This window comes from Microcoleus pseudofavosus SVA1_A4 (assembly GCF_036700565.1).
Classification (GTDB): domain Bacteria; phylum Cyanobacteriota; class Cyanobacteriia; order Cyanobacteriales; family Microcoleaceae; genus Microcoleus.
This window is the reverse complement of the sequence record NZ_JAUBPE010000005.1, coordinates 65,324-87,185: the sequence shown is the minus strand read 5'-3', so window position 1 is coordinate 87,185 and position 21,862 is coordinate 65,324. Positions and strand designations below refer to the sequence as shown.

Sequence of the window (21,862 nt, the reverse complement as noted above, 5' to 3'; positions counted from 1 at the left end):
CAGGCTAATTTTAATTTACCGATCGATCGGCTAAAAATCAATCCTAGGGAGGATTTCACCCTCGATCCTGTTTAATTGAGGGGTCGATCGGGCGACTCGCTGGCATTCTACAATTCTGTACTTGGGGGCGCGGCACTCGCACGAATAGTCCGAACCAGCAGAATTTTGAGGGCGCGGAGGCTTATAACCAAGAGACAGCAAGCTTTTAAAACTGTTTTAGAAGTCAGGGCTTCCAAATTGTGACAGTTGCGGTGCGCGATGGCGGGCGAGCTGGCGAGCCCGTGCTACGGCTGCTGCACAGTCCCCGACAAGTAATGTAGAATAGCACTGCTCCGAAAAATAGTTGTAGCTCGATCGTGTCAAAATTACCGAATATTATTAGAATTGTCTAAAATTTAGTATTTTATTAGTAAAGTTTAGTTTTCGCTTTCGCTCAGGGTCTGACCATCGAACAACAGCACCCAACTAAACAAGTAAAAAAATACAAAGTATCTCATCTCAACCTGACTTTATGAGCAAAGTTCTAGTGATATTAGGCGAATTGAGCGATCGCGACATCGATTGGATGCTCGCCAACGGCACCCGCACCCAAGTCCCCCCCGGCACCACCCTCATCACCGAAGGAAAGCCCTTAGACGCCCTGTACATAGTTCTGCATGGAACTTTGAGCGTTGCTGTATCATCTTTGGGCGACAAAGAAATTGGCAAAATTATTTCCGGGGAAGTGTTGGGCGAAATGTCTTTTGTAGACGGGAGGCTTCCTTCTGCTAGCGTCACGGCAATTGAAGAGTGCCTCATTCTGTCAATTCCGAGGCGGCTGCTAACTGAAAAACTCGAGCAAGACGTGCTGTTTTCCCTGCGGTTTTATCGGGCGATTACCAAATTTCTGTCGTCGAGACTGCGGGGCACAGTCAAACGTTTCGGCGAAGAGACTGATTATTTAATATATCAAGACCCCGACGACGAGGGCGCGATCGCGCAAAATGTCGAAAATCCAGATTTGGCTGAATCTCGATTTCAATGGCTTTTGCAGCGTTTGAAGGGGAGTTAAATTGGTTGCTAGTTATTGGTTATTAGTTAGTTGTTAGTTGTTATTGGTTATTTACTACCAATTAGCAATTTCCAATAACCAATTCCTAATTTCCCATTCCCAGAAAGAACAGTTTTACGCGCTACTGATAGCGGTAAGGTGCTTATGGGCGCACCCTGCATAGGTCGGTTATGCGTCCAGAACTACTGAAGTCAGAAGTCAGAAAGAGCAGTTATAAAATCAATCCCGGTTGCATCGGAATTAGTATTACCCGAGATCGGGACGCGGCGCCGTGCCTAAGTCCCTACAATTAATGTGGCGCGCAAGAAACGGCACGGCGCCGTGTCGAAAGCTTATCATTCCGGCGCAGCCGGAATTGATATGAAATCACAAATAATTAATAACCAATCATATCGTTTCCGGTTGCATCGGAATAATATATTTGGATAATGTCAGTGCGAGCTTAAGAGCTCGCGGCGTGGCTCGCGAGCTCTTAAGCTCGCACTACATAATTCCGATGCTACGGATTTGATATCACAAATAACACACTTAAAAAACATATTTTTCAGCGACGCGCCAGTAGCGGGAAAAACGCTTCAAATCAATGTAGCCATCGTAGCGGACAAACGGTTCTGGCGGCAAAACTTCTACTGGGTGCGATCGCCTAATTTCCCGGCAAATATCCTGAAACCGAGGACTGGGACTTTCCGCTGTGACTACTTGATTCGCGCCGGATTCTTTCGCAAAAGCGATAACTTCCGCAGCCACATCGCCCCGCCGAATAACTACCGGCAACTCCAGCAAACATTCGTAAATAAACACCATTCGTTTGAGACTCAACTGCCATTCATCAATGAGCGCATCATCCCAAACCCAGATGGCCGGTGCCTCTGGGTGCGCTTGAAAAGCCGGGCCTTCAGGATTCAAGCAGTCGCCGTGCAGCCAAATAATCGGATTGTTCATAAATTGCGAATTGTTGACTGTTGACTGTTGACTGTTGACGGTTGACGGTTGACTGTTGACTGTTGACTGTTGACTGTTGACTGTTGACTGTTGACGGTTGACTGTTGACTGCTGACTACTGACTTTTTAATTTCTGCGACCTTTTTTAGGGCGTTCCCAACTTTTAGAACCGCCGCTGCGATCGACCTTTTCTCCCAAAGGAAACAACTTCCCTTCCAAATATTCGTAAGTTCCCTCAAAATCGCATTGCCCGTACAGAGGACAATCGCGACAATAAACCGCCTTAGTGTAACGCTCCAAATTTTCCCGATTAAAAAAATAAGGCTTGTGGCTAAAAGTGCTCGCTACCCACTGCCAAGAAAGATTATTGCTCGCCGGATCTCCATCTAGCAAATGTTCCAAAAACCAGCGAGCTCCGGCTTGCCAACGAACGCGCCGCCAGTGTACCAGATAAGCGGCCATCCACATCCGCTGGTGATTGTGCAAATAACCAGTTTCTCGCAACTCGCGGCTGAAACTGTCGATGCAAACCAAACCAGTCGTGCCCTCGACGACATCCTGCGGCAGAGTTTCGCTGTAATATGAAGCAGTGTAACCAGTTTTATATGGTTCTCGGTCTTGCCAAATCTCCTTGCCCAATTCGGCGTACAGTCGCTGCCAATAATCCCGCCAACCCAACTCGTTGACGAGTTTTACTGCATCTTCTGGATGCGGCACCTTCTCCAGCACGGCATCCCGGACTTCCGCAAGACTCAAAACTCCGTAGCGCAAATAGGGCGACAAGCGCGTTACCGCGCCGCCCTGAAAGTTGCGGGTTGAGGCGTATTTGCCGGGATCGACTTGTTGCAGCAATTTCTCGGCTGCTTTGCGCCCGCCTGGGGTGAGAGGTACGCTGCTGTCCCGGGCGGCGGCTTCGGGGAACTGTTCGCTCACGTAGGCGATTAATTCGTCGCGGCTGGCAAAGTCCCGCTTCATGTCCTGACTCATTGTTTTTCTAAAGCGGCTGCTATTCTTTCTTAATATTAAAGCTATTCGATCGGGCGTGCCTGGTCGATGCCCTAAATTGCCCGCTTGCTCCTGGTAACTTACATCTTGCACCATTGTTAGCAACAGGCAAGATGCCTGTGAAGCGAGAAAATTTATCTTTTGTGGAACAGGCATCTTGCCTGTTCATAAAAGGCTAATTCAGAATGGTGCAATATCTCAGCGGTAACGTACAGTTTGCCCCAGCAGCAATCGATCGTCGGCCCGCAGCCAAAATTAGCATCAAAGTCACTAAACTTAGGATTAAATATCATCGCAAAATCTCATGGAAACTTTTCCGGCGGGCGCTAAACCGATCGCCAGCTTAGCCAATCGACAGCAGCAAGCTACAAAACAACTGGACAACAGCGAAATTCAAGAGTTCGATCGAGCCATGATGCGCCGCTGCATAGAATTGGCCCGCCGTGCTCTGGGCAAAACCGCACCCAATCCTCTCGTCGGTTCTGTAATTGTCCGAGACGGCAAGATTGTCGGCGAAGGGTTTCATCCCGGTGCCGGTCAACCTCACGCCGAAATTTTTGCTCTCCGGGAAGCGGGGGAACTCGCCGCAGGAGCGACGGTCTACGTGAACCTGGAACCCTGCAACCACTACGGGCGGACTCCTCCCTGTTCCGAAGCTTTAATTAAGGCCAAGGTGGCAAAAGTAGTGGCTGGCATGGTCGATCCGAATCCTTTGGTAGCTGGCGCTGGGCTGGCTCGGTTGCGGGAAGCCGGCATTGAAGTGGTGGCGGGAGTGGAAGGGGAAGCTTGCCAGAAACTCAACGAGGCTTTTGTGCACCGGATTTTGTACCGCCGGCCTTTTGGAATTTTGAAATATGCGATGACTTTGGACGGTAAAATAGCTACCAGTAGCGGCCACAGCGCTTGGGTGACAGGCGAGGAGGCTCGGAGCGAGGTACACCGGGTGCGCGTCGGCTGCGATGCTGTGATTGTTGGGGGAAATACGGTGCGTCTGGACAATCCCCTACTGACGAGTCACCAGCCTGACAGGCATAATCCCCTGCGGGTGGTGATGAGCCGCACTCTGGATTTGCCGAAGTCGGCTTGGTTGTGGGAAACCTCTGTGGCGGCTACTTTGGTGCTGACTGAGCCTGGGGTTAACCCCGAATTTCAGGAATTTTTGATCGCCAAAGGGGTGGAAGTGGTGGAATTGTCGCCGCTGACACCGACTAATGTGATGGCTTATTTGTACGATCGATCTTTTCTTTCTGTACTGTGGGAGTGCGGCGGCACTTTGGCGGCAAAGGCAATTGCTGAGGGTGCAGTTCAAAAAATTATGGCTTTTATTGCTCCTAAAATTGTCGGGGGCCAAGATGCTCCAACTCCTGTGGGAGATTTGGGATTTGCCGCCATGACTGATGCTTTGACTTTAGAGCAGGTTTCTTGGCGCGCGGTGGGTGCAGATTGTGTGGTGGAAGGCTATTTGAAAATTAAAGATTGAAAGTTAAAAGCGAGTCTTTTTAGTTTTTAATTTTTAACTTTTAACTCCTTTTATGGTTGAAATTCTGATTTGGAGTTTGATGGTTGGCAGTCTCGGCTTGGAGGCTGCGCTCGCGGGTGTATTGGTGAGCCGCGAGCAATTGGCGGCAGGGCAAAAATACGACGAGGAGGAGGAAGTTTTGACTCGGTACGAATCTCAAGAGGATAATTTTAATGCGCCTGAAAATGCGCGATCGAATGGCAATCCCAAATCCGCTCCTAATGCTGTTGATTTGACGGTTTGGGAGTACAAGATTGTGCGGGCTAGCAGCGATTTGTTTTGCAATCCTGCGATTTTTCACAAGCTGTGCGGGGAAGAGGCGGAATCTGGCTGGATTTTGCTTGAAAAGCTTGACGACAGGCGGGTGCGGTTCCAACGTCCGATCGCGCTGCGGGATGCGCCGAGGCAGAATTTACCAACATTTGACCCTTACCGCACTCATTACGGCCCGATGTCGAATGCGATGACTTGGGCTGCGGGGATCGTGTTTCTGAGCGCGATCGTGCTTCCTGCTGTTTTGGGCTATGCTTTGGTGTCTGCTACTCTAACCAGAAGTCGCTCTAATTGGCCTCCGACACCTGTTCAATCTTTGCCCTCTCCCAGCGGGCCAGAAACTAATAATTGAAACCTGGGCAAATTGTCGATCGCCCTTTTTGCAACCTGTTTTATAGCAAGTCTAAATCATTTGTGAACCAGATGTTTTTTTACGAACCGCGAAGGCGCAAAGACCGCGAAGGAAGAGAGGAGAAGTGAGGAGAAGTCTGGGTTTTTTTGATTGATTTAGGCTTGCTATATACGTTATTTTGATTTAAATTTGGGGCGGTATTACTGAGGGAGCGGATAGCAATCTCAAGTCATAATTTGTATCGCCTTGAAATTGGGAAACCCGGAGGAAATAAGTCCCCGCAGGCAAAGCCCCATTGCTGACAATTGTTTCTGATGCCGTGCCTAAATTGTTAGACGAAGCAATAATATCGTCTAATCCAACTGCGCCGTTGCCGTTGAGATCCTGAATTAATTCTACATCAACATCTGCACTCAAACCGTCAACAGTTACACTGCAAAGGCTGGGAGTATTGAGGATGAAACTGTAAATGTCGGCTGGTTCAGCAACGCCCACAAAATCGCTCGCAGTTTGAATTTCTGTCAAAATACCCAGGCTTTTTGCTGCGTTCAAATTGTCGGCGGGATCGGGGAGAGTGCTCAACAGTCCTTCTTGTTGACCGAATTGAATGTAGTGGTCGATCGCACTTTTAACTGCGCCGTTTGTGACTGCTGCTGCTACCAGCGGATATTTTTCTAGATAAAAGCTGGGATCGAAGAAAACGCTGGCTTTGCGGTTTTCTAATTGACCGGCTTTGAAGTAGTGTTCAAATGCGGTAAATTGATTTGTTTGGACTGCTGTCTGAACGTCTGGGTTGCTTGCTAGATAGAAACCAACATCGAAGAAAGGGTTGGGGTTGCGTCTTTCAAATTGACCGAATCTGATAAAGTGATCGGCGGCTGAAAAGCCGTTGAGTTTGGCTGATACCGCTACATCTGTATTGGTGTCTAAATAATAGCTGGCGTCGAACAGGGCATTGGGGTCGCGATTTTCAAATTTGCCAATTTTTCGGTAGTGATCGAAGGGACTCGATACCGTGCCTCTGGCAACTGCTACGGCGACATCTGGGTTGTTTTCGAGATAAAATTTGCTGTCGAACAGTGTTCTGAGGGTTAGCATTATTAAAAAAATCTCTCTGGACTTTAGTCTGGAAAGTGCACGATCGAGAATCCAGTTTACATCAAAGTTTTGTTTTGTGAGGGTGTCTTAATTATGGCTAAATCTGGACTGATGGCAATGCTGCGCCGCGCTGCGAGTATTGCCCAGAAATCAAGGGAAACCGGCATTCCGGCTGATGAACTGCTGGGGATGCTGACCGATCGCACTCCCAATTCTCCCATATCTCGGCGTAGCTTGCTGCACGGGGGCTTAGCTGCTGCGGGGGCTGTCGCTGCTGCGACTTTTACCAGGGATGGAGGGGGAGCTTTTGCTCAACAGGGCGGGCGATCCCCGATTTTGGTTGTGGGTGCGGGAATTGCGGGTTTGACGGCGGCTTATCGCTTGCGCCAAGCGGGCGTGCGCGCCGATATAATCGAGGCAACTAACCGCGTGGGGGGGCGGATACGCACTATTCCCAAGGCGGCTGGAACGCTGATTCCGGTGGACGTGGGAGGAGCATTTATTGACACCGGTCATACAAATTTAATCTCGCTGGCGACGGAATTGGGTTTGCGGGCGATCGACTTAGCCCAAGTGCAGAGTGGACTGGTGAAGGATACTTTTTTCTTTGAAGGGCGCCGCTTTTCTCTTGAGCAAATAATCGCCGACTTTGCGCCGCTAGCGAGTAAAATTAATGGAGATTTGGGCGCTATCGGAGATAACATTAGCTATCAAGATTTTACAGAAGCAGCGGAAAGATTGGACAATCTTTCGATCGCTGAATATGTAGATCGAGCTGATACTAGCACGATTGTCCGGCAGTTGCTCCGCATTGCTTACACGGGGGAATTCGGTCGAGATCCCGAAGAACAGTCGGCATTAAATCTGCTGTTTTTAATCGGTTCTGAAGCTGGCAGTTTTGAATTGTACGGCAACAGCGATGAGCGTTATGAGATTGACGGTGGCAACAGTCAAATTATCAACAGTTTAGCAGGTCAATTGTCTGGTTCGATCGAGGCGGGGACGGTTTTGGAAGCGATTACTCTTTTGCCGGATGGCCGCTATCGGGTAAATTTGCGATCGGGACAAAGCGCGTTCGATCGCACTTACGAGCGAGTTTTGTTAACTTTGCCGTTCAGCACTCTGCGAGACGTTAAAATTAACGTACCTTTGCCCCAACCAAAGCGCAGGGCGATCGAGCAATTGGGTTACGGTACTAATTCTAAATTAGTTACCGGCTACCGCAGCCGAATTTGGCGGGAACTTTATCGATCGACTGCTTCTGTTTATAGCGATTTAGGATTCCAGAATACCTGGGAAGCTACGCCTTTCGCCCCTACTCCTAACGGTTTAGTTACTAATTTTACAGGAGGAAAGCAGGGTTTGTCGATCGGTGCCGGAACTCCTGAAGACCAAGCACAAAGATTTTTGAACCAATTTGAAAGAGTTTTTCCCGGAGTGAGAAATTTGCGATCGGGCAAAGCTGTGCGAGCTTATTGGCCTGGTGAACGCTTTTCAAAAGGTTCTTATTCCTGTTATTTAGTCGGACAGTGGACGCAAATGTACGGCGTTGAAGGCGAACGAGTTGGGAACTTATATTTTGCCGGGGAACACACTTCGCTGGAAAATCAAGGTTATATGGAAGGCGGTTGCGAAACGGGACAAAGGGCGGCTTTTGAAATTTTGCAAGATTTGGGTTTAACAGGTTCTGCTGATGCTTTGAATGCTCGAACTGCTAGCAATTTGAACAGTCGCCGTCCGAGCCGAAAAGTTCCCGGAGCTAGGAATCTTGGGAATAGGAAGCCGAGTATTAGATAATATGGAGTAATTGCGGACACGGCAATGCCGTGTCCCTACAGCTTATGGCGTACAACTTATCAAATAATCTCGTCCGGGTTAATTCCCCGATCGCGCAAATATTCAGCCAGTCGATCGGCCCGTTCACGTTCGCGATCGGCTCGCTGCCGTTCTGCTGCTAACTGTTCTACACCCCACAACAGCAGATTTCCTGCTTCATCCCACCAGCGCAACCAATAGCCTGTACGCTGTTCTTTCTCCCCTCGCCACGTTCCTAAATACAAACCAATATCTGCCATCCAGTGGCGACCTTCCGCGTCGGGAAATTCTAGTTCGTAGTTACCATTTTGCAAGCGATATACTTCCAGCAAGCCAGTTTCTGGATCAAAAATGATATAAGTTGGTACTTGCAGAATTTGTTCGTAAAAAAACCACTTTCCCGGAGGAAAAGTACGTTTGACAGAATATTCGCCGCCGTCTGTTTCCGACAAAAATTCCATCACAATGGTCGGGATTTCTCCTTCCAAGTTTGGGGTATAACTTTTGCGGTCTCTTCTCGATTCTGCAGGCAGTACCGACGGTACATAAACCCAATCTGGTGCTTTGATTACTAACTCGCCGTTGACAGTAGCGCAAATGCCAAAGTTGCTGGCTATCAGCATTAGCGGCCCGATAAATCCTCTCAGTTCTAAGATTTCTCGCAGTGCTCCAGCAATTAGCGGTTGACCTGTATTCTCCACTGGTTTTTCTTCTAATTGGAAGTCGTCTGGCAACTTCTCCCAAGTTACGATCAGTTCTAACGTTTTTTGTCCTGGGTTATCTTGAGTAACGACCATGACTTTACTTTACTTTCTAAAATTTGATGTCTTATCATAACACAATGCAGCGCGATCGCGGTGCACCATATAGATATGCCAGCCTAAATTTTAGCTGAATTATATTGTATAATTAATTTCAAAAATTACCGAAAAAAATATGATTTATTTACCTTTGACAGTAGCTTTAGCGATTTTGCTAATGTCACCGATCTCGGCTCGCCTTTTGATTGCAGACTCTATAAATACAATTGCCCAAAACTCCGAAATTGACGAACCGTTTTGCTACATGAAAACTCCCGACGGCAAAACAGTAGACTTGGGCAAGTTGTGCGAGAAACAGCCAGCGTCGGGAACTTCCCAAACTTGCATTCCCGGTTCCAACATTGCTGAAAAAGTGTCAATTGCTGCGGCAAATTATGACGGCAACTTTTTCAGCGGTCAAGTCCTTAATCAAGGGTGCAAAATAATCAAGAATATCAAAGTCAATTATGAAGTGTTGGACGAGTCAGGCAATTTAATTGACAACGGATTTATCTACACTCAACCCGTTACTCTTTCGCCCGGAGAGTCAGCCACCTTTCGGGGCGCAGTTGTCGCGGGGGCTAAGGTACTAGCGACTTATGCTGACGGGCAAGAATGATTGTTGATAGATGGCGACCCACTTCCAGAAACCCGATCGAGGTTATAGTAAGGTGCGTCGCTTTGAGATTGTCACTGTTTTTGAAGATTGTAGATGGCGACGCACCCTACAGCAACTATTCCATGAGTTTTGAGAATTAGTATTATTTACCGATCGCTGATATCATATTCAGGCTCAGATATCTCTATGACTTACGCAGATATCCCCCTAAATCCCCCTTAAAAAGAGGGACTTTGAATAATAATCTTGTCCCCCCCTTACTAAGGGGGGTTAGGGGGTATCGAAGTTTGAATATTATTGCAGAGATCCCCAAAAACAGAACTTGCGAGGGCAAAATATCTTGAAAACTCGATCGACATACTGGCAAATTTTACCTTACCTCCGTCCCCAAAAACAAACCATCGGTAAAGCATTAGCTTGTACCGTAGTATTTACCGTATTTTGGCCAATTATCGCGTGGCTGGTTGGCGAAACAGCCAAATTTATAGGTAAAGGAGATTTACAAGGGTTTGCTCAAATTGCTGCACTCAGCGCCGTTATATTTCTGATTCGCGGTACAGCCCAGTACGGTCAAGATACGCTGATGGCAAAAGCAGCTTTGACTATTGCTTTAGAAATCCGTAAAAAAGTTTACGCACACCTGCAAAACCTCAATCTCGGCTACTTTGAAACTGCCAAAACCGGAGATTTATCCTACCGCCTCACCGAAGATATTGACCGCATTGGCGAAGTCGTAAATAAATTTTTTCATCAATTTATCCCTTGTGTTTTGCAGCTAATTGCCGTGCTGGGATATATGATTTATCTCAACTGGCAATTAACTTTAGGTGCATTAATTATCGCACCGCTGATGGCTATCTTAATTGGCTGGTTTGGTGAAAGACTGCTGAGTTATTCGCGGCAAAGTCAAAATCGCATTTCTGATTTATCCGCTTTGCTGACAGAAGTATTTAGCGGCATTCGTTTAATCAAAGCATTTGTGGCTGAAGATTACGAAATTGCCCGCTTTGGAGAAGAAGCAGAACAAAACCGCCGCGCTAAGTATTTGTCAGAACGAGTAAAAGCGCTTCAGTTCGTTGTAGTTGGCTTTCTGGAAGCGATGAGCGTGATTTTGCTGTTTTTCCTGGGAGGTTGGCAAATTGCTCAAGGAAATCTCACAGGTACTCAGTTTATCAGTTATATCGCAGGGGTGGCACTGTTAATTGACCCGATCGCCATTACAACTGCAAATTACGGCGATTTTAAGCAGGGAGAAGCTTCTAGCGATCGCATTTTTGAACTTTTAGCCATTCAACCCGCAGTCGTCGAAAAGCCAGGGGCTATCGAACTTCCCCGCGTTACAGGTAAAGTCGAATATCGCAACATTAATTTTGCCTATAATTCGGAAACACCAATTCTGCAAAACATGAGTTTGTTGGTGCTTCCCGGAGAAATGATCGCCCTTGTCGGCGCATCCGGTGCGGGGAAAACTACTTTAGTAAATTTGTTACCGAGATTTTACGATCCGCAAGCGGGACAGATTTTAATTGACGGTATTGATATTCAAGATGTCACCTTAAATACTCTGCGCCGGCAAATCGGGATTGTACCGCAAGAAACGATTTTATTTTCGGGTACAATTGCTCAAAATATTGCTTTCGGTCAATCTTATTATGAACTAAAAGATGTGGAAAAAGCGGCACAAATTGCTAACGCGCATCAATTCATTAGTGAGTTTCCCGACGGTTATCAAACTTGGGTAGGAGAAAGGGGTGTAAATTTGTCTGGCGGACAAAAACAAAGAATTGCGATCGCCCGTGCAGTTCTGCTCGCTCCCAGAATATTGATTTTGGATGAAGCGACATCGGCGCTGGATTCGGAATCCGAAGGTTTAGTGCAAGAAGCGCTGGAAAGATTGATGCGCGATCGCACGGTGTTTATTATCGCTCACCGCTTGGCTACTGTGCGGAGAGCCGATCGTATTTTAGTTTTGGAAAAAGGCAGAATTGTGGAATCTGGGACGCACGAGGAGTTGCTGGAAAAGGGCGATCGATATGCTGGCTACTACGCTCAACAGTTTAGTCAGTAGGTACGTTAGAAACCGGGTTTTTAGCCGTTTCTGCTGGTCTCAACCAAGTATTCTCGAAAAAACCCGGTTTCTGACCACCTGTGCGTACTAAAGCCCAAGAAACCGGGTTTTTGGCCGTTTCTGCTGGCCTCAACGAAGTATTCTCGAAAAAACCCGGTTTCTGACTACCCGCGCGTAAGTTCTGTTCGGGATAACTGTAGTAACGGAGGACACGGCAATGCCGTTTCCCTACCCCAAAATCATCGATTTTCCTCGATGAGAAATGTAACCATCGCCCGGTTAATTGTAGGGACACGGCACTGCCGTGTCCTAATTATGGGTAATATCAATGTGGTAATCCCTATTGCTGACTGCATAGTTTCTCCTTGGCGATCGTGATTAATTTTCAACAGCCCCTAAAGCTTTGAGTGTGGCTTTTTCAGCTTCCGTTAAACCCGTAACACCCGTGATATTCATGTTTTCATAAGGTCGGTCACTTTTGAGTATTTTAAGGCACTCGCCGGTCTCAATCTCCCAAATCATAATTGTGCCATCACGACTGCAAGTAGCAATCAATTTACCATCATAATTGAAGGCAAATGAGTTAATTCTACTGGTATGACCTTGCCAAACTTTTAGACATTCACCTGTACGAATATTCCATAGTCTTACCGTTTTATCAACACTTCCACTAGCAACTATTTCACCAGAATAACTAAAGGCAACTGAACGTATCCAATCAGTATGCCCGTGAAAAATCTTGAGGCATTCACCGCTGTTGATATCCCATAGTCTTACTGTTCGATCGATACTTCCACTGGCAAGTATTTCACCGTTCTGGCTAAAGGCGATCGCGCGTACCCAACCCGTATGCCCCTGCAAGATTTGGAGGCATTCACCAGTATGGATATCGCACAGCCTCACCGTTCCGTCAAAACCTGCACTGGCAAAGATTTCGCCCAAAGGACTGAAGGCAGCCGACTGTACTGAACTGTTATGCCCTTGCGAGGTTTTGAGGCATTCACCACTGCGGATATCCCACAGCCTCACCGTTTGGTCATAACTACCACTAGCAAGTATTTCACCCGAAGGACTAAAGGCGATCGAGCGTACTTCCTTTCCACACTCTGACAAAGTATGAAGGCATTCACCACTGCGAATATCCCACAGTTTCAGCGTTTGGTCATAACTTCCGCTAGCAAGTATTTCACCGTTTGGATGGAAGGCAACTAAATGTACCCGATCGAGATGACCCTGCAAGATTTGGAGGCATTCACCAGTCTTGACATCCCACAGCTTGACTGTTTTTTCGTCATCGCCGCTGGCAAGAATTTCACCGTTTGGACTGAAGGCTACTGACCTTACTTGAGTGCTATGCCCTTGCAACGTATTCAAGCATTCACCAGTGTCGATCGCCCACAGCCTAAGCGTTTGGTCGTAACTACCGCTAACAAGTATTTCACCAGCAGGATGAAAGGCAACTGACCCTACTTGATTGCTATGCCCCTGCAAAGTATTCAAGCATTCACCAGTGCGGATATCCCACAGCTTCACTGTTCGATCGTAACTTCCACTCGCGAGTATTTCGCCATTTGGACTGAAGGCTATTGACCGTACTTGACCCAAATGTCCTTCCAAAGTTTTGAGACATTCACCGCTAACGATATTCCACAGCCTCACTGTTTTGTCGGCGCTTCCACTAGCAAGTATTTCACCAGCAGAATTGAAAGCCACTGAAAACACATTTTTAGTATGACCTTGCAAAGTTTTGACACATTCACCAGTACCGATATTCCACAGCCTCACTGTTTTGTCGCCGCTTCCACTAGCAAGTATTTCACCAGCAGGATGGAAAGCAACTGACAATACAACTTTAGTATGGTCTAGCAAAATTTTGAGGCATTCACCCGTGCGGATATCCCATAACCTTATCGTGCGATCGAAACTCCCACTAGCGAGTATATTTCCATCAGGATTGAATGTGAGAGACATTACTGATTCGGTATGTCCCTGCAAAACTTTTAAACATTCACCAGTATTGACATCCCATAACTTGATTGTTTTGTCATAACTCCCGCTAGCAAGTATCTCGCCGTCTGGACTGAAGGCGACAGACTCCACGACGTTGGTATGTCCTTTACAGGTCAATATTTCTCTGCCACTGCTACCTTCACACAAGCGAACTACGCCATCACTATCACCTGTAGCTAACAGTTTGCCATCAGGACTAAATATTACTGATCGAATACTGCCGAAGATTTTAGTAAAAGCAGAATTAGCCAAGTTCGCTTCAGCAAAATTGACGTGGCGCAGCGTCGCATTTGTAAAATCTGCACCTAAAATAACGGCACTAGAGAGGTCTTTACCTTCTAAAGCAGTCTTCTCCTTTCTTAACAACAGCGTCGCCGCATTCCCTCCCACATAATTTACCTCACTTTCACTTTTCCCCCGCGTTGCTTCTAGAATTTCCAGAAGAGGCAAAACCCCGGTTTCAGAAAGCATCGGCAACAACAAATCCATGACTGCTTTCGTCAGCGGTGCGTGTCCGAAACTCTGACAAAGTTTCCCTAAATCTTCAGCAACAAATCCCTTCAAAGGCGCGATGAGTTCATTCTTATTTCTCTTCTGGGTCTGAAGCTGACAATAATTAGACCAAGTGTACGATTGAGGCGCTGCATCAGGATTGACACAAGACTGTTCCGGCGCAACTAATTCGGTAAAATCTGCCGCCAAAACTCCCAATTCTGCTGCAAATTTATAAGCGACAAAAAACTCTAATAACGAACGGTGCGCCGGAGTATAATCGCCATCAGCATTGCGAATCAGCATCGTTTGACCCATCATGTCGTAGTGCCAGTGGTCTAAGTCTTTTTCCTCTTGGACGACGGAACCAAACAAGCTGCGAATGCGATCGGGAAAACCGCGATAATTCAGGCTCATTTGGTTGGTAGACAGCATTTCCCAAGACAGTTCGCACAAAAAGTAAAGTTTATCTGCTAAGGAAGTAAAAGTCCGTTCTGCTTTGATATCTCTCTCTATCTTCCGCCGCACCGCATACAGATAAATCCGCGACATATCGACTGGTTTTCCAGCTTCAATATCGGGCAATGCTTCCAAAATTAACTCGGTCATCACCGGGCGACGCGCTAAATCCAATAACTGCGGGTTTCCCATCACTTTTTCCACTGTCGCGGCTTCTGTTTGAAATGACAGCGCTTGCCCAATTTGCTCGTCGTTAAATTTCTCTAATTCTAAGACTTCAAATTGGGGAGTTTCGCCTGTTAAAATGGTTGTTGATGCTTGCAGTTCTGCATTGAACAATGCCCGTCCTTCCTTGCCTTCAGGAAAGTGTTCGGTACGGCAAGTGAGGATGACTTTTGCGCCGGGAACAACGGCTTTTGCTAGTTCCCAAAAGTTGTTGATGGTTTCTTGCCGATCGCACTTGGCGGCCATTTCATCAAAACCATCGAAAATCAACAGAAATTTACCCATGCGATTGAGTTGTTCAAAAGCCGAATAACCCGCCAAAGGTATCTCGTGTTTGCGAAAGAAAAACTCGGAAAATAGCGACTCGACACTAACTGCTTTGGCGTAATCTCGCAAAGGAATTACTAACGGCAAACGCGGACGTTCTAAGCCGCGTTTTTGAGCATCTCGGTAGCGTTGCAGCGCCATCCAAGCATAGTGCATCGCAAACCAAGTTTTCCCGGTTCCAAATTCTCCTAAAACTGAAATATGTTCTTTTACTGGGTCTTCTAACCACAGGTCAATATAACCTTCGATCCAGCCATCTCGCCCGTCATAATGACTCACGCCTATCTTGCGGTGAGTATCGGGGTCAATTTCTTCTTTCGTACAGGCTAGCGGCACATATTTGGTATCAATTTCTCTGCTGGTTATTTCTGTTTCTAGCCAATCCAGATAAGCGGTAAAATCGGCATCTTGGTCGAGCAATTCATCGAAAGTATAGCAAGCTAAATTACGATTTTCGGCTTTCTCTACCTCATCCCGCGCGGCGCGACTGATGCGGCGGGCGGTGACTAACCAACCTTCATCGGTGCGCTGTTTTGCTACAGATTCGCGCAAGGCCGAGATATCTCTGATTCCCGCTTCTCCGGCAATTCCGCGCACTAAAATGCGATCGTACCGATTGCGTCTGACGGGAACATTGATAATCCATTCAAAATAGTTATCTTCCGAGATTTGATGTGGCTCAAACTTATAACTTAATGTTTCAAACCACCCGCGAACTTGTTGCGATAAAATAAAAACTTGAGACTTTTGAATATTAGTTGATGCTGCGGCGGGAAGTGCGGGATAATCTTCGGATTCCAGTCGTGCAAATTCGGTGCGAATTCCTTCGATAGTGGGGAGGCGTTCGATGCGATCCATTACCATAGATAGGCGTTTTTGCAAAGAGGCGATCGCATTTCCCACCATCACATCTCCCAGCGTCCGCGTCCGCTTTGCGACTTCCATAAACACGGCCGCAAATGCCATGAATTCCCGTCTGGGGTCAATGCCTAAATCTCGAATTTCTTTACCTAAAGCACTCTCATTCAGATATTCATCGCCTGCTTGAATTAAAATGGCTGGGCTATCGGACTCGAAAGCTTTGCGAAATGCTGATTCAATCTCTTTTTGGCGAAATAGTTCTAAAATCTGCTTGGGTTTGCCAGCGCCGTACTCTACTAAAGTATAAACATACACTCCGCTAAAATCTGCCGGCGGAGCATCGGGGTCGAGGTTAAATCTTTTTAATAATTTGATGACTGTTTCGTTGCGCTGAAACTTGTCTTTGATAGTGCCGAAGGGAATTGCCGTCAGGAGGCTGATAACTAAGTCGAGACTAATTAGCATGATTTAGGCTTTCCTGTTTTTCCGTGAAAGTAATGCTCAAATCTAGAATCGGTAGGCTGTGTCCCTGAAATGCGCTGCGGGCGATCGCAAACTGCTCTATTTTTATGTTAACGCATCACTCAACTGTCGCGCACTGATAGTCCGATATTTCCACAGATATTCGTACAGTCCGACAGCCCGCCAGGGGTTGAAACCCCTGTCTCATAGCGAAAGTCCTCTTGCATAGGACTATGGAATCCTATTTTATTTGGTAATTTGATTCAACCCAGATATTGAATGATATTAAATCCGTTAACGGAGGAATAGTTTATATATATCTCTCTCTTCTCTTTCTCTGTGTTCTCTGCGTTCTCTGCGGTTAAATCATTCCGATCCAACAGAAATTGATATGATATGTAATAACATTGTTTGATGAAAATCCATTCACAACTTCAAGTATTTTGAATAAATTCCTCAGTCCTCTTAAGAGGACTTTAGCTTTGATGCAGGGGTTTTAACCCCTGTCGGAATATCGGAGCGTGCCAAATCAGACTGCGGAAATTTAACCAAAAATATTAGCATACTTTCCGAAGTTTTGCAGCTTTAAAACAGAGAAAAAACCGACACATATTGTAGTATAAAAAGCTCTGATATTAGTTGTTATCTCAGAGCGCAAAAGTTAAAATATAGATAACTAACAAATAAATCTTGCTATCTATGAAAATACAATCTTCCGTCTTAGTCCACCTAGGATTTGGCAAATATGTACGATCGGACAAAGTAACAGCAGTAATCCCCATCGAAGCAGAACGCGGCCCCGGACGGCGCACTTTCGTGCACGTAGACGGCGAAGCAGACCCGATCGTTGCTTCCCGCGCTGAAGATACGATCGTCCGCGATTTGGTGCAGGAACCGCGCGAAATTACTCAAGCTCGCCAACAACAAGAAATACTGCAAGATTTGCTGGCCGATTTGAGCAATGTTAACGTCACCGTGCGCCGCATCAGCCGCGATGAAGGTGGACTCGATCTCGAACTTTTGGAGCGCCGCATTCGCCAAATCTTAGAAGCCTAAAAACAAAAGACCGCCCCTGCGGTCTCCCTCCCAGTCCCCCTCTGCTGGGACTTTGTTGGTGTAGATGCGGTTTCTAACCGCCGAAATTGATTTTTGCAGACGCGGTTTCTAACCGCCGGAATGGATTTTTCTACAAGCTAATTCTACTTCAATGTAACTTCGAGGTCCGCTAAACCGGTGAGTTTTTCTATGAGTGGCTCTTCTTCAACTCGCGGTACAAAAATAATTAAACCTCCGGGAACGCACTCAATAGAAACCGGAGTCATGCCGCAGATTTCCCCGTCTACAACCACTTTTTGAGCAGGATCGGCACTAATTGTTACTTTTTTGGCGCGCAAATAACCGATGTCGTCGCGATCCGTAGGATTGCCGCTCAAAGCTGTTTGCAATAGGTGATAAGAAGCTGCGATCGCCCCAGCTTTATTCTGAGGCGCAACCAGCGTCACATCCAGCAAGCCGTCGTCAAAAATAATCCCCGCCGGGCCTTGAGCTAAAATGGAAGTAGGCGGCGCTGCATTCGCTACCGTCACCGCCACAGCAGTAACGCTGATAATTTTATCTTCTGTTTCGATTTCCGCTTCAAATCTTTCTAAATTGTTTAACTGTTTAATTCCTGACAAAATGTAAGCCAGCATTCCCCAGCGATTCTTCATTTCGCGATCGGCAAGTTCGACGGTTTCCGCCTCAAAACCCACTCCAGCTAACAAAACCATCGGCATTTTACCGTTGCAAAGTGCCGCATCCACCACCCGCGTCAACCCTCCCACAATAGTTTCGCAGGCGGCTTCAATTGTATTTGGAAGGTTTAAAGCATTAGCAAAAGCATTAGCAGTTCCCCGCGAAATAATTCCTAAAGGAATATTTGTGCTGACAATCGCCCCAGCAACTGCGGATAATGTGCCGTCACCCCCGGAAGCAATAATTTCCTCAACTCCCCTAGCAACTGCTTCGCGGGCGATTCGATCTGCGTCTACTTCTGGGGTTGTCATCCGAATGTCTAAGTCAATAAAAGGCTCTAAAAGTTCCTGAATTCTAGCTAAGTCTTGGTCGGGGTTGCTGTTGCCGGCGACGGGATTGAAAATTAGGCAAGCTGAACGTTTCATGTTTGGTAATAGGTAATGGGTAATAGGTAATGGCTGAACTGAAACCCTCGATTTTTTTCGTTTGTATCGAAGTTTCGATCCCCCTAAATCCCCCTTAATAAGGGGGACTTTGAGTGTTCTTCTCCCCCCCTTATTAAGGGGGGTTAGGGGGTATCGAGACTCAACTATAACCCTTATTTAGACATGGTTGTAACCTTAAATTTACACAAATGCAAGGCCCGCCCAACTCCGACAACAACCCTCATATCATTTCCGGTGGCCTCGGAATCATATATTTGGATGATGTCACTGCGAGCGTCCCGCTCGCAATGTGGCTAGCGAGCGTCCCGCTCGCACTACATAATTCCGATGCTACCGGAGATGATATCACCTATTTTTCAGAGGTTTAATTAAGACTTGACAAAAGTCCACTCTAAGACTTCGCGCGGAGCTTTGTGCAGCGCTTCCTTAATTTCCTGGTTGCTGTCAAACTTGACTTTATCCAAATGGCACGCTTCGACGTTCACAGTAAACTTATCCTCTTCAAAAGGCCAAGGAGTTACAGTCACGAGTTCGTTGCTGTTCTGTACAATATCGTAGCGCTTGCCGTCCGGGCCGACACTAATTTCTAAAGCTCGTTCTCCGGCGGGCAACTCGCGGCTGCAAAGAATTAATGATAGCCGATCGCACCACTGGAAAAAAGCATAAGCTGATTCTGCCTCTTCCTTAGAAATTTTCAACTCCTCGCGCCACTTTTTTTGATTTTCGAGTTGTTCGTCCAAAAAATCGTCGAGTTCCTTCGACTCTCCCCGGTTTCCTTCATTGAGATAGCTCATGTGCATAGAAATCAGCATGGCTACCCACCTACCGCGATATAGGGAATTCTGGGTCATAGCTTTAATTTTCGGCACAGAAGTTTCCGCCTGCAAGGTAAAATCTAAAGGCGCGCCCGCTTCAGTCAAGATATCTTCTTCCCACTCTTTCTCTAAATCGTCGTGATGAGAAATCGCTGCGATGGTTTCATACAGGCGAAGCGGAGATTTGGAGCGCTTCCACTGTCCGCCAAGTTGCGCCGCGAGCAAAGCGTGGGCGCGGTGGTAAATAATTTCCCAGCCGGTGGCGGTTAAGTTAGCAATCATTGAATTTTTGTCCTGAATTAAGTGGGTTTGATTTTGTGGAAAGATCGATCGCACTAATTATGTAGGGTGCGCAATGCGCACCCTACTAACTTGTTAGGCGCACTACTAACTTGCGTCCACCTTTTTAAGGCGATCGAGACTTGCAGAAAAACGAAAGTTAAATCACAAAAGGTTCGATCGAGATATCCTGCCATTTCCCCTCAAATCGTTCGACAACCAAAGGTCGGATTCGGAACTTCGGGGGACACCCGTCGAGAACATCAATCCGCAAACACGAATAAGGACGGCGTTTGTGGGAACCTTGCCCGCTGCGGCCGACATACAGCAAAGATTCCGCTACCCGCCGATCGCCTTTTTGCGATCGCCCGCCCTCGCGCGCCAACCGATAAGCTTCAGGACTCGATGCTTCCTGCAACACCGGCCCTTCCGGGCGCTGGCGGCGGAGACTGTGGCCGCTTCCCCCGCAGACAATCCAATTTATCCCAGAGTCGCCGTGTCCGGTATCCCCAGTCCGCAGGTATTCCAAACAGTGGGCGTGCCCCGTCAGCACCAAATCTACTAGCGGACGACCCCGCGCCGCCTCCCTAACTGCATCCGCCACCCCGTCGAGCACCTCGCGCAACCGCAACCGAACCGCCAAAGTTTGAGCTTGATTCCACTTTGTCGCCTCGGTCACGTAGGGGGGATGGTGCAGGTAAATTACCCGCCCCCGCACCTCTGAATCGCGCCAAGAGTCAATCAGCCGCCTTTTCAGCCATTCGAGCTGTTCAACGTCCGTGGAGGCTGTTTTGTCGGGCGACAGTTGTTTGTCAATATCCATCAGCATTTCGTCAACTTGCGTTAATTTGGCGGCCAAGTCGTCTAGCTGTTCGGCTTCCTCGGGAATTTCGGGGTTCAGCCGATCGCACATTTCGAGCATTGCCAATTTTTCTTGTTCCAACTTCTGGCGATCGAGTTCCAAATTCTGGCGGCGAATGTCGCCCTGTTTGGTTTTCGGGATCGGCAAGGGCTCGTTGAAGGTATTGGAGTCGAGGGCGAAGAAGTCGATGCCGCCGCTGCGGAACGTGTAATAGCGGTTGGGTAAGCGGGTAAAGCGTCCGGGTTGGTAGCGGATGCAGCGGCCGGTGCTGGTGCTGGCGGTGTAGTGGGCGTCTAGGTGGCGATCGAGTTCTCCCGGCAATTTGTGAGCTTTGAGGTAGTCGAGAAACGCTTTAGCGTAGGCATTTCCGCGATCGGAACCGTGCCAGCCCACATCGAGATCCAACTTGGAACCCAACAGCCGGCGCAGCGGCAAAGCTGTCGCCGACAGAATGCCGTAGACTATGGGCAAGTCGTAATAGTCGTGGTTTCCCGGTACGGGCAAAAACGGAAAATTAAACACCATGCGATCGTAAGCAATCCGAGATGGCTCCTCCCCACCGACTATAAATTCTCGGTAGGGGCGAATAAAGTTTTGCAAGTAATATTCGCTGGAACCGACGAGATAAACTACATCGCCCGTGTGGAGGACGAAACGGCAAGTTTCGCGCTCGGAGAGCATCAGTTCGGCCACTTGCCGCTGGGGGTTGTGGCCGCGGTGGTTGCCCGTGCCGCTGTCGCCTGCAACTAAAAACGAAAACTCTGGAGAGTCGGTGGTTTGAGATTCCAAAACCATCCGAGTTTGGTCTATTCCCCGATCGGCGATCGACTGTTCTTGCCACCGCACCCGCTCGTTCATTTTGCGGATTTTGACTGTTATTCGCGGGTCGGACACGAATTTCAATTCACCTCTTCTCCCAAATTGCTGAGTTCCTAGTTAATATTGCAGCGATCGATCGAGTTTTTGCATCTCTCTAAAAGCTGAAAATCGGTCGCTCGCTCCGCGCGCGGGAAATCCGGTTTCTGCTGGTCCGAGATTTGAGCGACCCCCGATCGATTTTAGAAACCGGATTTTTTTGAGATTTAGCCAGCTTGCGGTTCTTAACTAACGGGTCAAATCTACTGTTACGGATGATACAGATCGCCCTAGTTCCGGGAATCGCCGCAAATTTTTAATTTTTAATTTTTCCCTCTCGGTCTCTCCCTCTCTCCCTCTCTTCCCCTCTGCCTTTTACGCCTCGATCGGACTGTTGACATTTGCAAGTTTTGAGGAGAAAGCGATGGCACGATCGCAGCGCGTTTTGATACCATTCAATCAAGCGCAAGACAATCAGGGAATGCACGGGAGG

At 47.5% G+C, this 21,862-nt stretch carries 16 protein-coding genes; 7 read left to right on the top strand and 9 right to left on the bottom strand.

Going from position 1 to position 21,862, the window contains the following annotated elements; genetic code table 11:
• Window positions 1-511 precede the first annotated feature (511 nt).
• Window positions 512-1,051, top strand: a complete 540-nt coding sequence (locus tag QUA02_RS03810; RefSeq protein WP_333025417.1) for a cyclic nucleotide-binding domain-containing protein — start codon at window positions 512-514, stop codon at window positions 1,049-1,051.
• Between the two features lie 528 nt (window positions 1,052-1,579).
• Here QUA02_RS03810 and QUA02_RS03805 read toward each other — a convergent pair.
• The 3 genes from QUA02_RS03805 to QUA02_RS03795 form a co-directional block, all read right to left on the bottom strand.
• Window positions 1,580-1,993: a hypothetical protein gene (locus QUA02_RS03805; protein ID WP_333025415.1), complete on the bottom strand. Its 414-nt coding sequence runs from the start codon at window positions 1,991-1,993 to the stop codon at window positions 1,580-1,582.
• Between the two features lie 126 nt (window positions 1,994-2,119).
• Window positions 2,120-3,154, bottom strand: coding sequence for an FAD-binding domain-containing protein (locus tag QUA02_RS03800; protein ID WP_333025413.1), 1,035 nt, complete (start codon window positions 3,152-3,154; stop codon window positions 2,120-2,122).
• Window positions 3,133-3,291, bottom strand: coding sequence for a hypothetical protein (locus tag QUA02_RS03795; protein WP_333025412.1), 159 nt, complete (start codon window positions 3,289-3,291; stop codon window positions 3,133-3,135). Before QUA02_RS03795 ends, QUA02_RS03800 begins: the two co-directional genes overlap by 22 nt.
• 11 nt (window positions 3,292-3,302) lie before the next feature.
• On the opposite strand from QUA02_RS03795, the gene ribD reads away from it, so the two are divergent.
• Window positions 3,303-4,478, top strand: coding sequence for a bifunctional diaminohydroxyphosphoribosylaminopyrimidine deaminase/5-amino-6-(5-phosphoribosylamino)uracil reductase RibD (ribD, locus tag QUA02_RS03790; protein WP_333025411.1), 1,176 nt, complete (start codon window positions 3,303-3,305; stop codon window positions 4,476-4,478).
• Window positions 4,479-4,530: 52 nt separating this feature from the next.
• Window positions 4,531-5,142 (top strand): hypothetical protein, encoded by a 612-nt coding sequence (locus QUA02_RS03785; protein WP_333025410.1) that lies wholly within the window; start codon window positions 4,531-4,533, stop codon window positions 5,140-5,142.
• A 183-nt stretch (window positions 5,143-5,325) separates the two neighbouring features.
• On the opposite strand, the gene QUA02_RS03780 is transcribed toward QUA02_RS03785, so the two are convergent.
• Complete coding sequence (locus QUA02_RS03780; RefSeq protein ID WP_333025408.1) at window positions 5,326-6,240, bottom strand: PPC domain-containing protein; 915 nt, start codon at window positions 6,238-6,240, stop codon at window positions 5,326-5,328.
• Between the two features lie 93 nt (window positions 6,241-6,333).
• Between QUA02_RS03780 and QUA02_RS03775 the strand changes: the two genes are divergently transcribed.
• Window positions 6,334-8,037 (top strand): flavin monoamine oxidase family protein, encoded by a 1,704-nt coding sequence (locus tag QUA02_RS03775; protein WP_333025406.1) that lies wholly within the window; start codon window positions 6,334-6,336, stop codon window positions 8,035-8,037.
• Window positions 8,038-8,096: 59 nt separating this feature from the next.
• Here the strand turns inward: QUA02_RS03775 and QUA02_RS03770 are convergent, their stop codons facing one another.
• The gene (locus QUA02_RS03770) at window positions 8,097-8,852 is read right to left on the bottom strand and encodes a Uma2 family endonuclease (protein WP_333025405.1); all 756 of its coding nucleotides are present in this window, start codon (window positions 8,850-8,852) and stop codon (window positions 8,097-8,099) included.
• A 139-nt stretch (window positions 8,853-8,991) separates the two neighbouring features.
• On the opposite strand from QUA02_RS03770, the gene QUA02_RS03765 reads away from it, so the two are divergent.
• Window positions 8,992-9,474, top strand: a complete 483-nt coding sequence (locus QUA02_RS03765) for an FxLYD domain-containing protein (RefSeq protein WP_333025402.1) — start codon at window positions 8,992-8,994, stop codon at window positions 9,472-9,474.
• 340 nt (window positions 9,475-9,814) lie between these two features.
• The gene (locus QUA02_RS03760; RefSeq protein ID WP_333025401.1) at window positions 9,815-11,542 is read left to right on the top strand and encodes an ABC transporter ATP-binding protein; all 1,728 of its coding nucleotides are present in this window, start codon (window positions 9,815-9,817) and stop codon (window positions 11,540-11,542) included.
• A 378-nt stretch (window positions 11,543-11,920) separates the two neighbouring features.
• On the opposite strand, the gene QUA02_RS03755 is transcribed toward QUA02_RS03760, so the two are convergent.
• Window positions 11,921-16,381, bottom strand: a complete 4,461-nt coding sequence (locus QUA02_RS03755; protein WP_333025400.1) for a WD40 domain-containing protein — start codon at window positions 16,379-16,381, stop codon at window positions 11,921-11,923.
• Between the two features lie 696 nt (window positions 16,382-17,077).
• Here QUA02_RS03755 and QUA02_RS03750 point away from each other — a divergent pair.
• Entirely contained in the window at window positions 17,078-17,434 is a 357-nt protein-coding gene (locus tag QUA02_RS03750; protein ID WP_236506825.1) for a hypothetical protein, read from the top strand.
• A 143-nt stretch (window positions 17,435-17,577) separates the two neighbouring features.
• On the opposite strand, the gene QUA02_RS03745 is transcribed toward QUA02_RS03750, so the two are convergent.
• The 3 genes from QUA02_RS03745 to QUA02_RS03735 form a co-directional block, all read right to left on the bottom strand.
• Window positions 17,578-18,537: a YegS/Rv2252/BmrU family lipid kinase gene (locus tag QUA02_RS03745; protein ID WP_333025398.1), complete on the bottom strand. Its 960-nt coding sequence runs from the start codon at window positions 18,535-18,537 to the stop codon at window positions 17,578-17,580.
• Between the two features lie 389 nt (window positions 18,538-18,926).
• Window positions 18,927-19,655, bottom strand: a complete 729-nt coding sequence (locus QUA02_RS03740) for a DUF3891 family protein (RefSeq protein ID WP_333025397.1) — start codon at window positions 19,653-19,655, stop codon at window positions 18,927-18,929.
• A gap of 157 nt (window positions 19,656-19,812) precedes the next feature.
• Window positions 19,813-21,408 carry a metallophosphoesterase family protein gene (locus QUA02_RS03735; RefSeq protein WP_333025525.1) on the bottom strand — a complete coding sequence of 532 codons (1,596 nt, stop codon included), beginning with the start codon at window positions 21,406-21,408 and terminating at the stop codon, window positions 19,813-19,815.
• Window positions 21,409-21,862 lie beyond the last annotated feature (454 nt).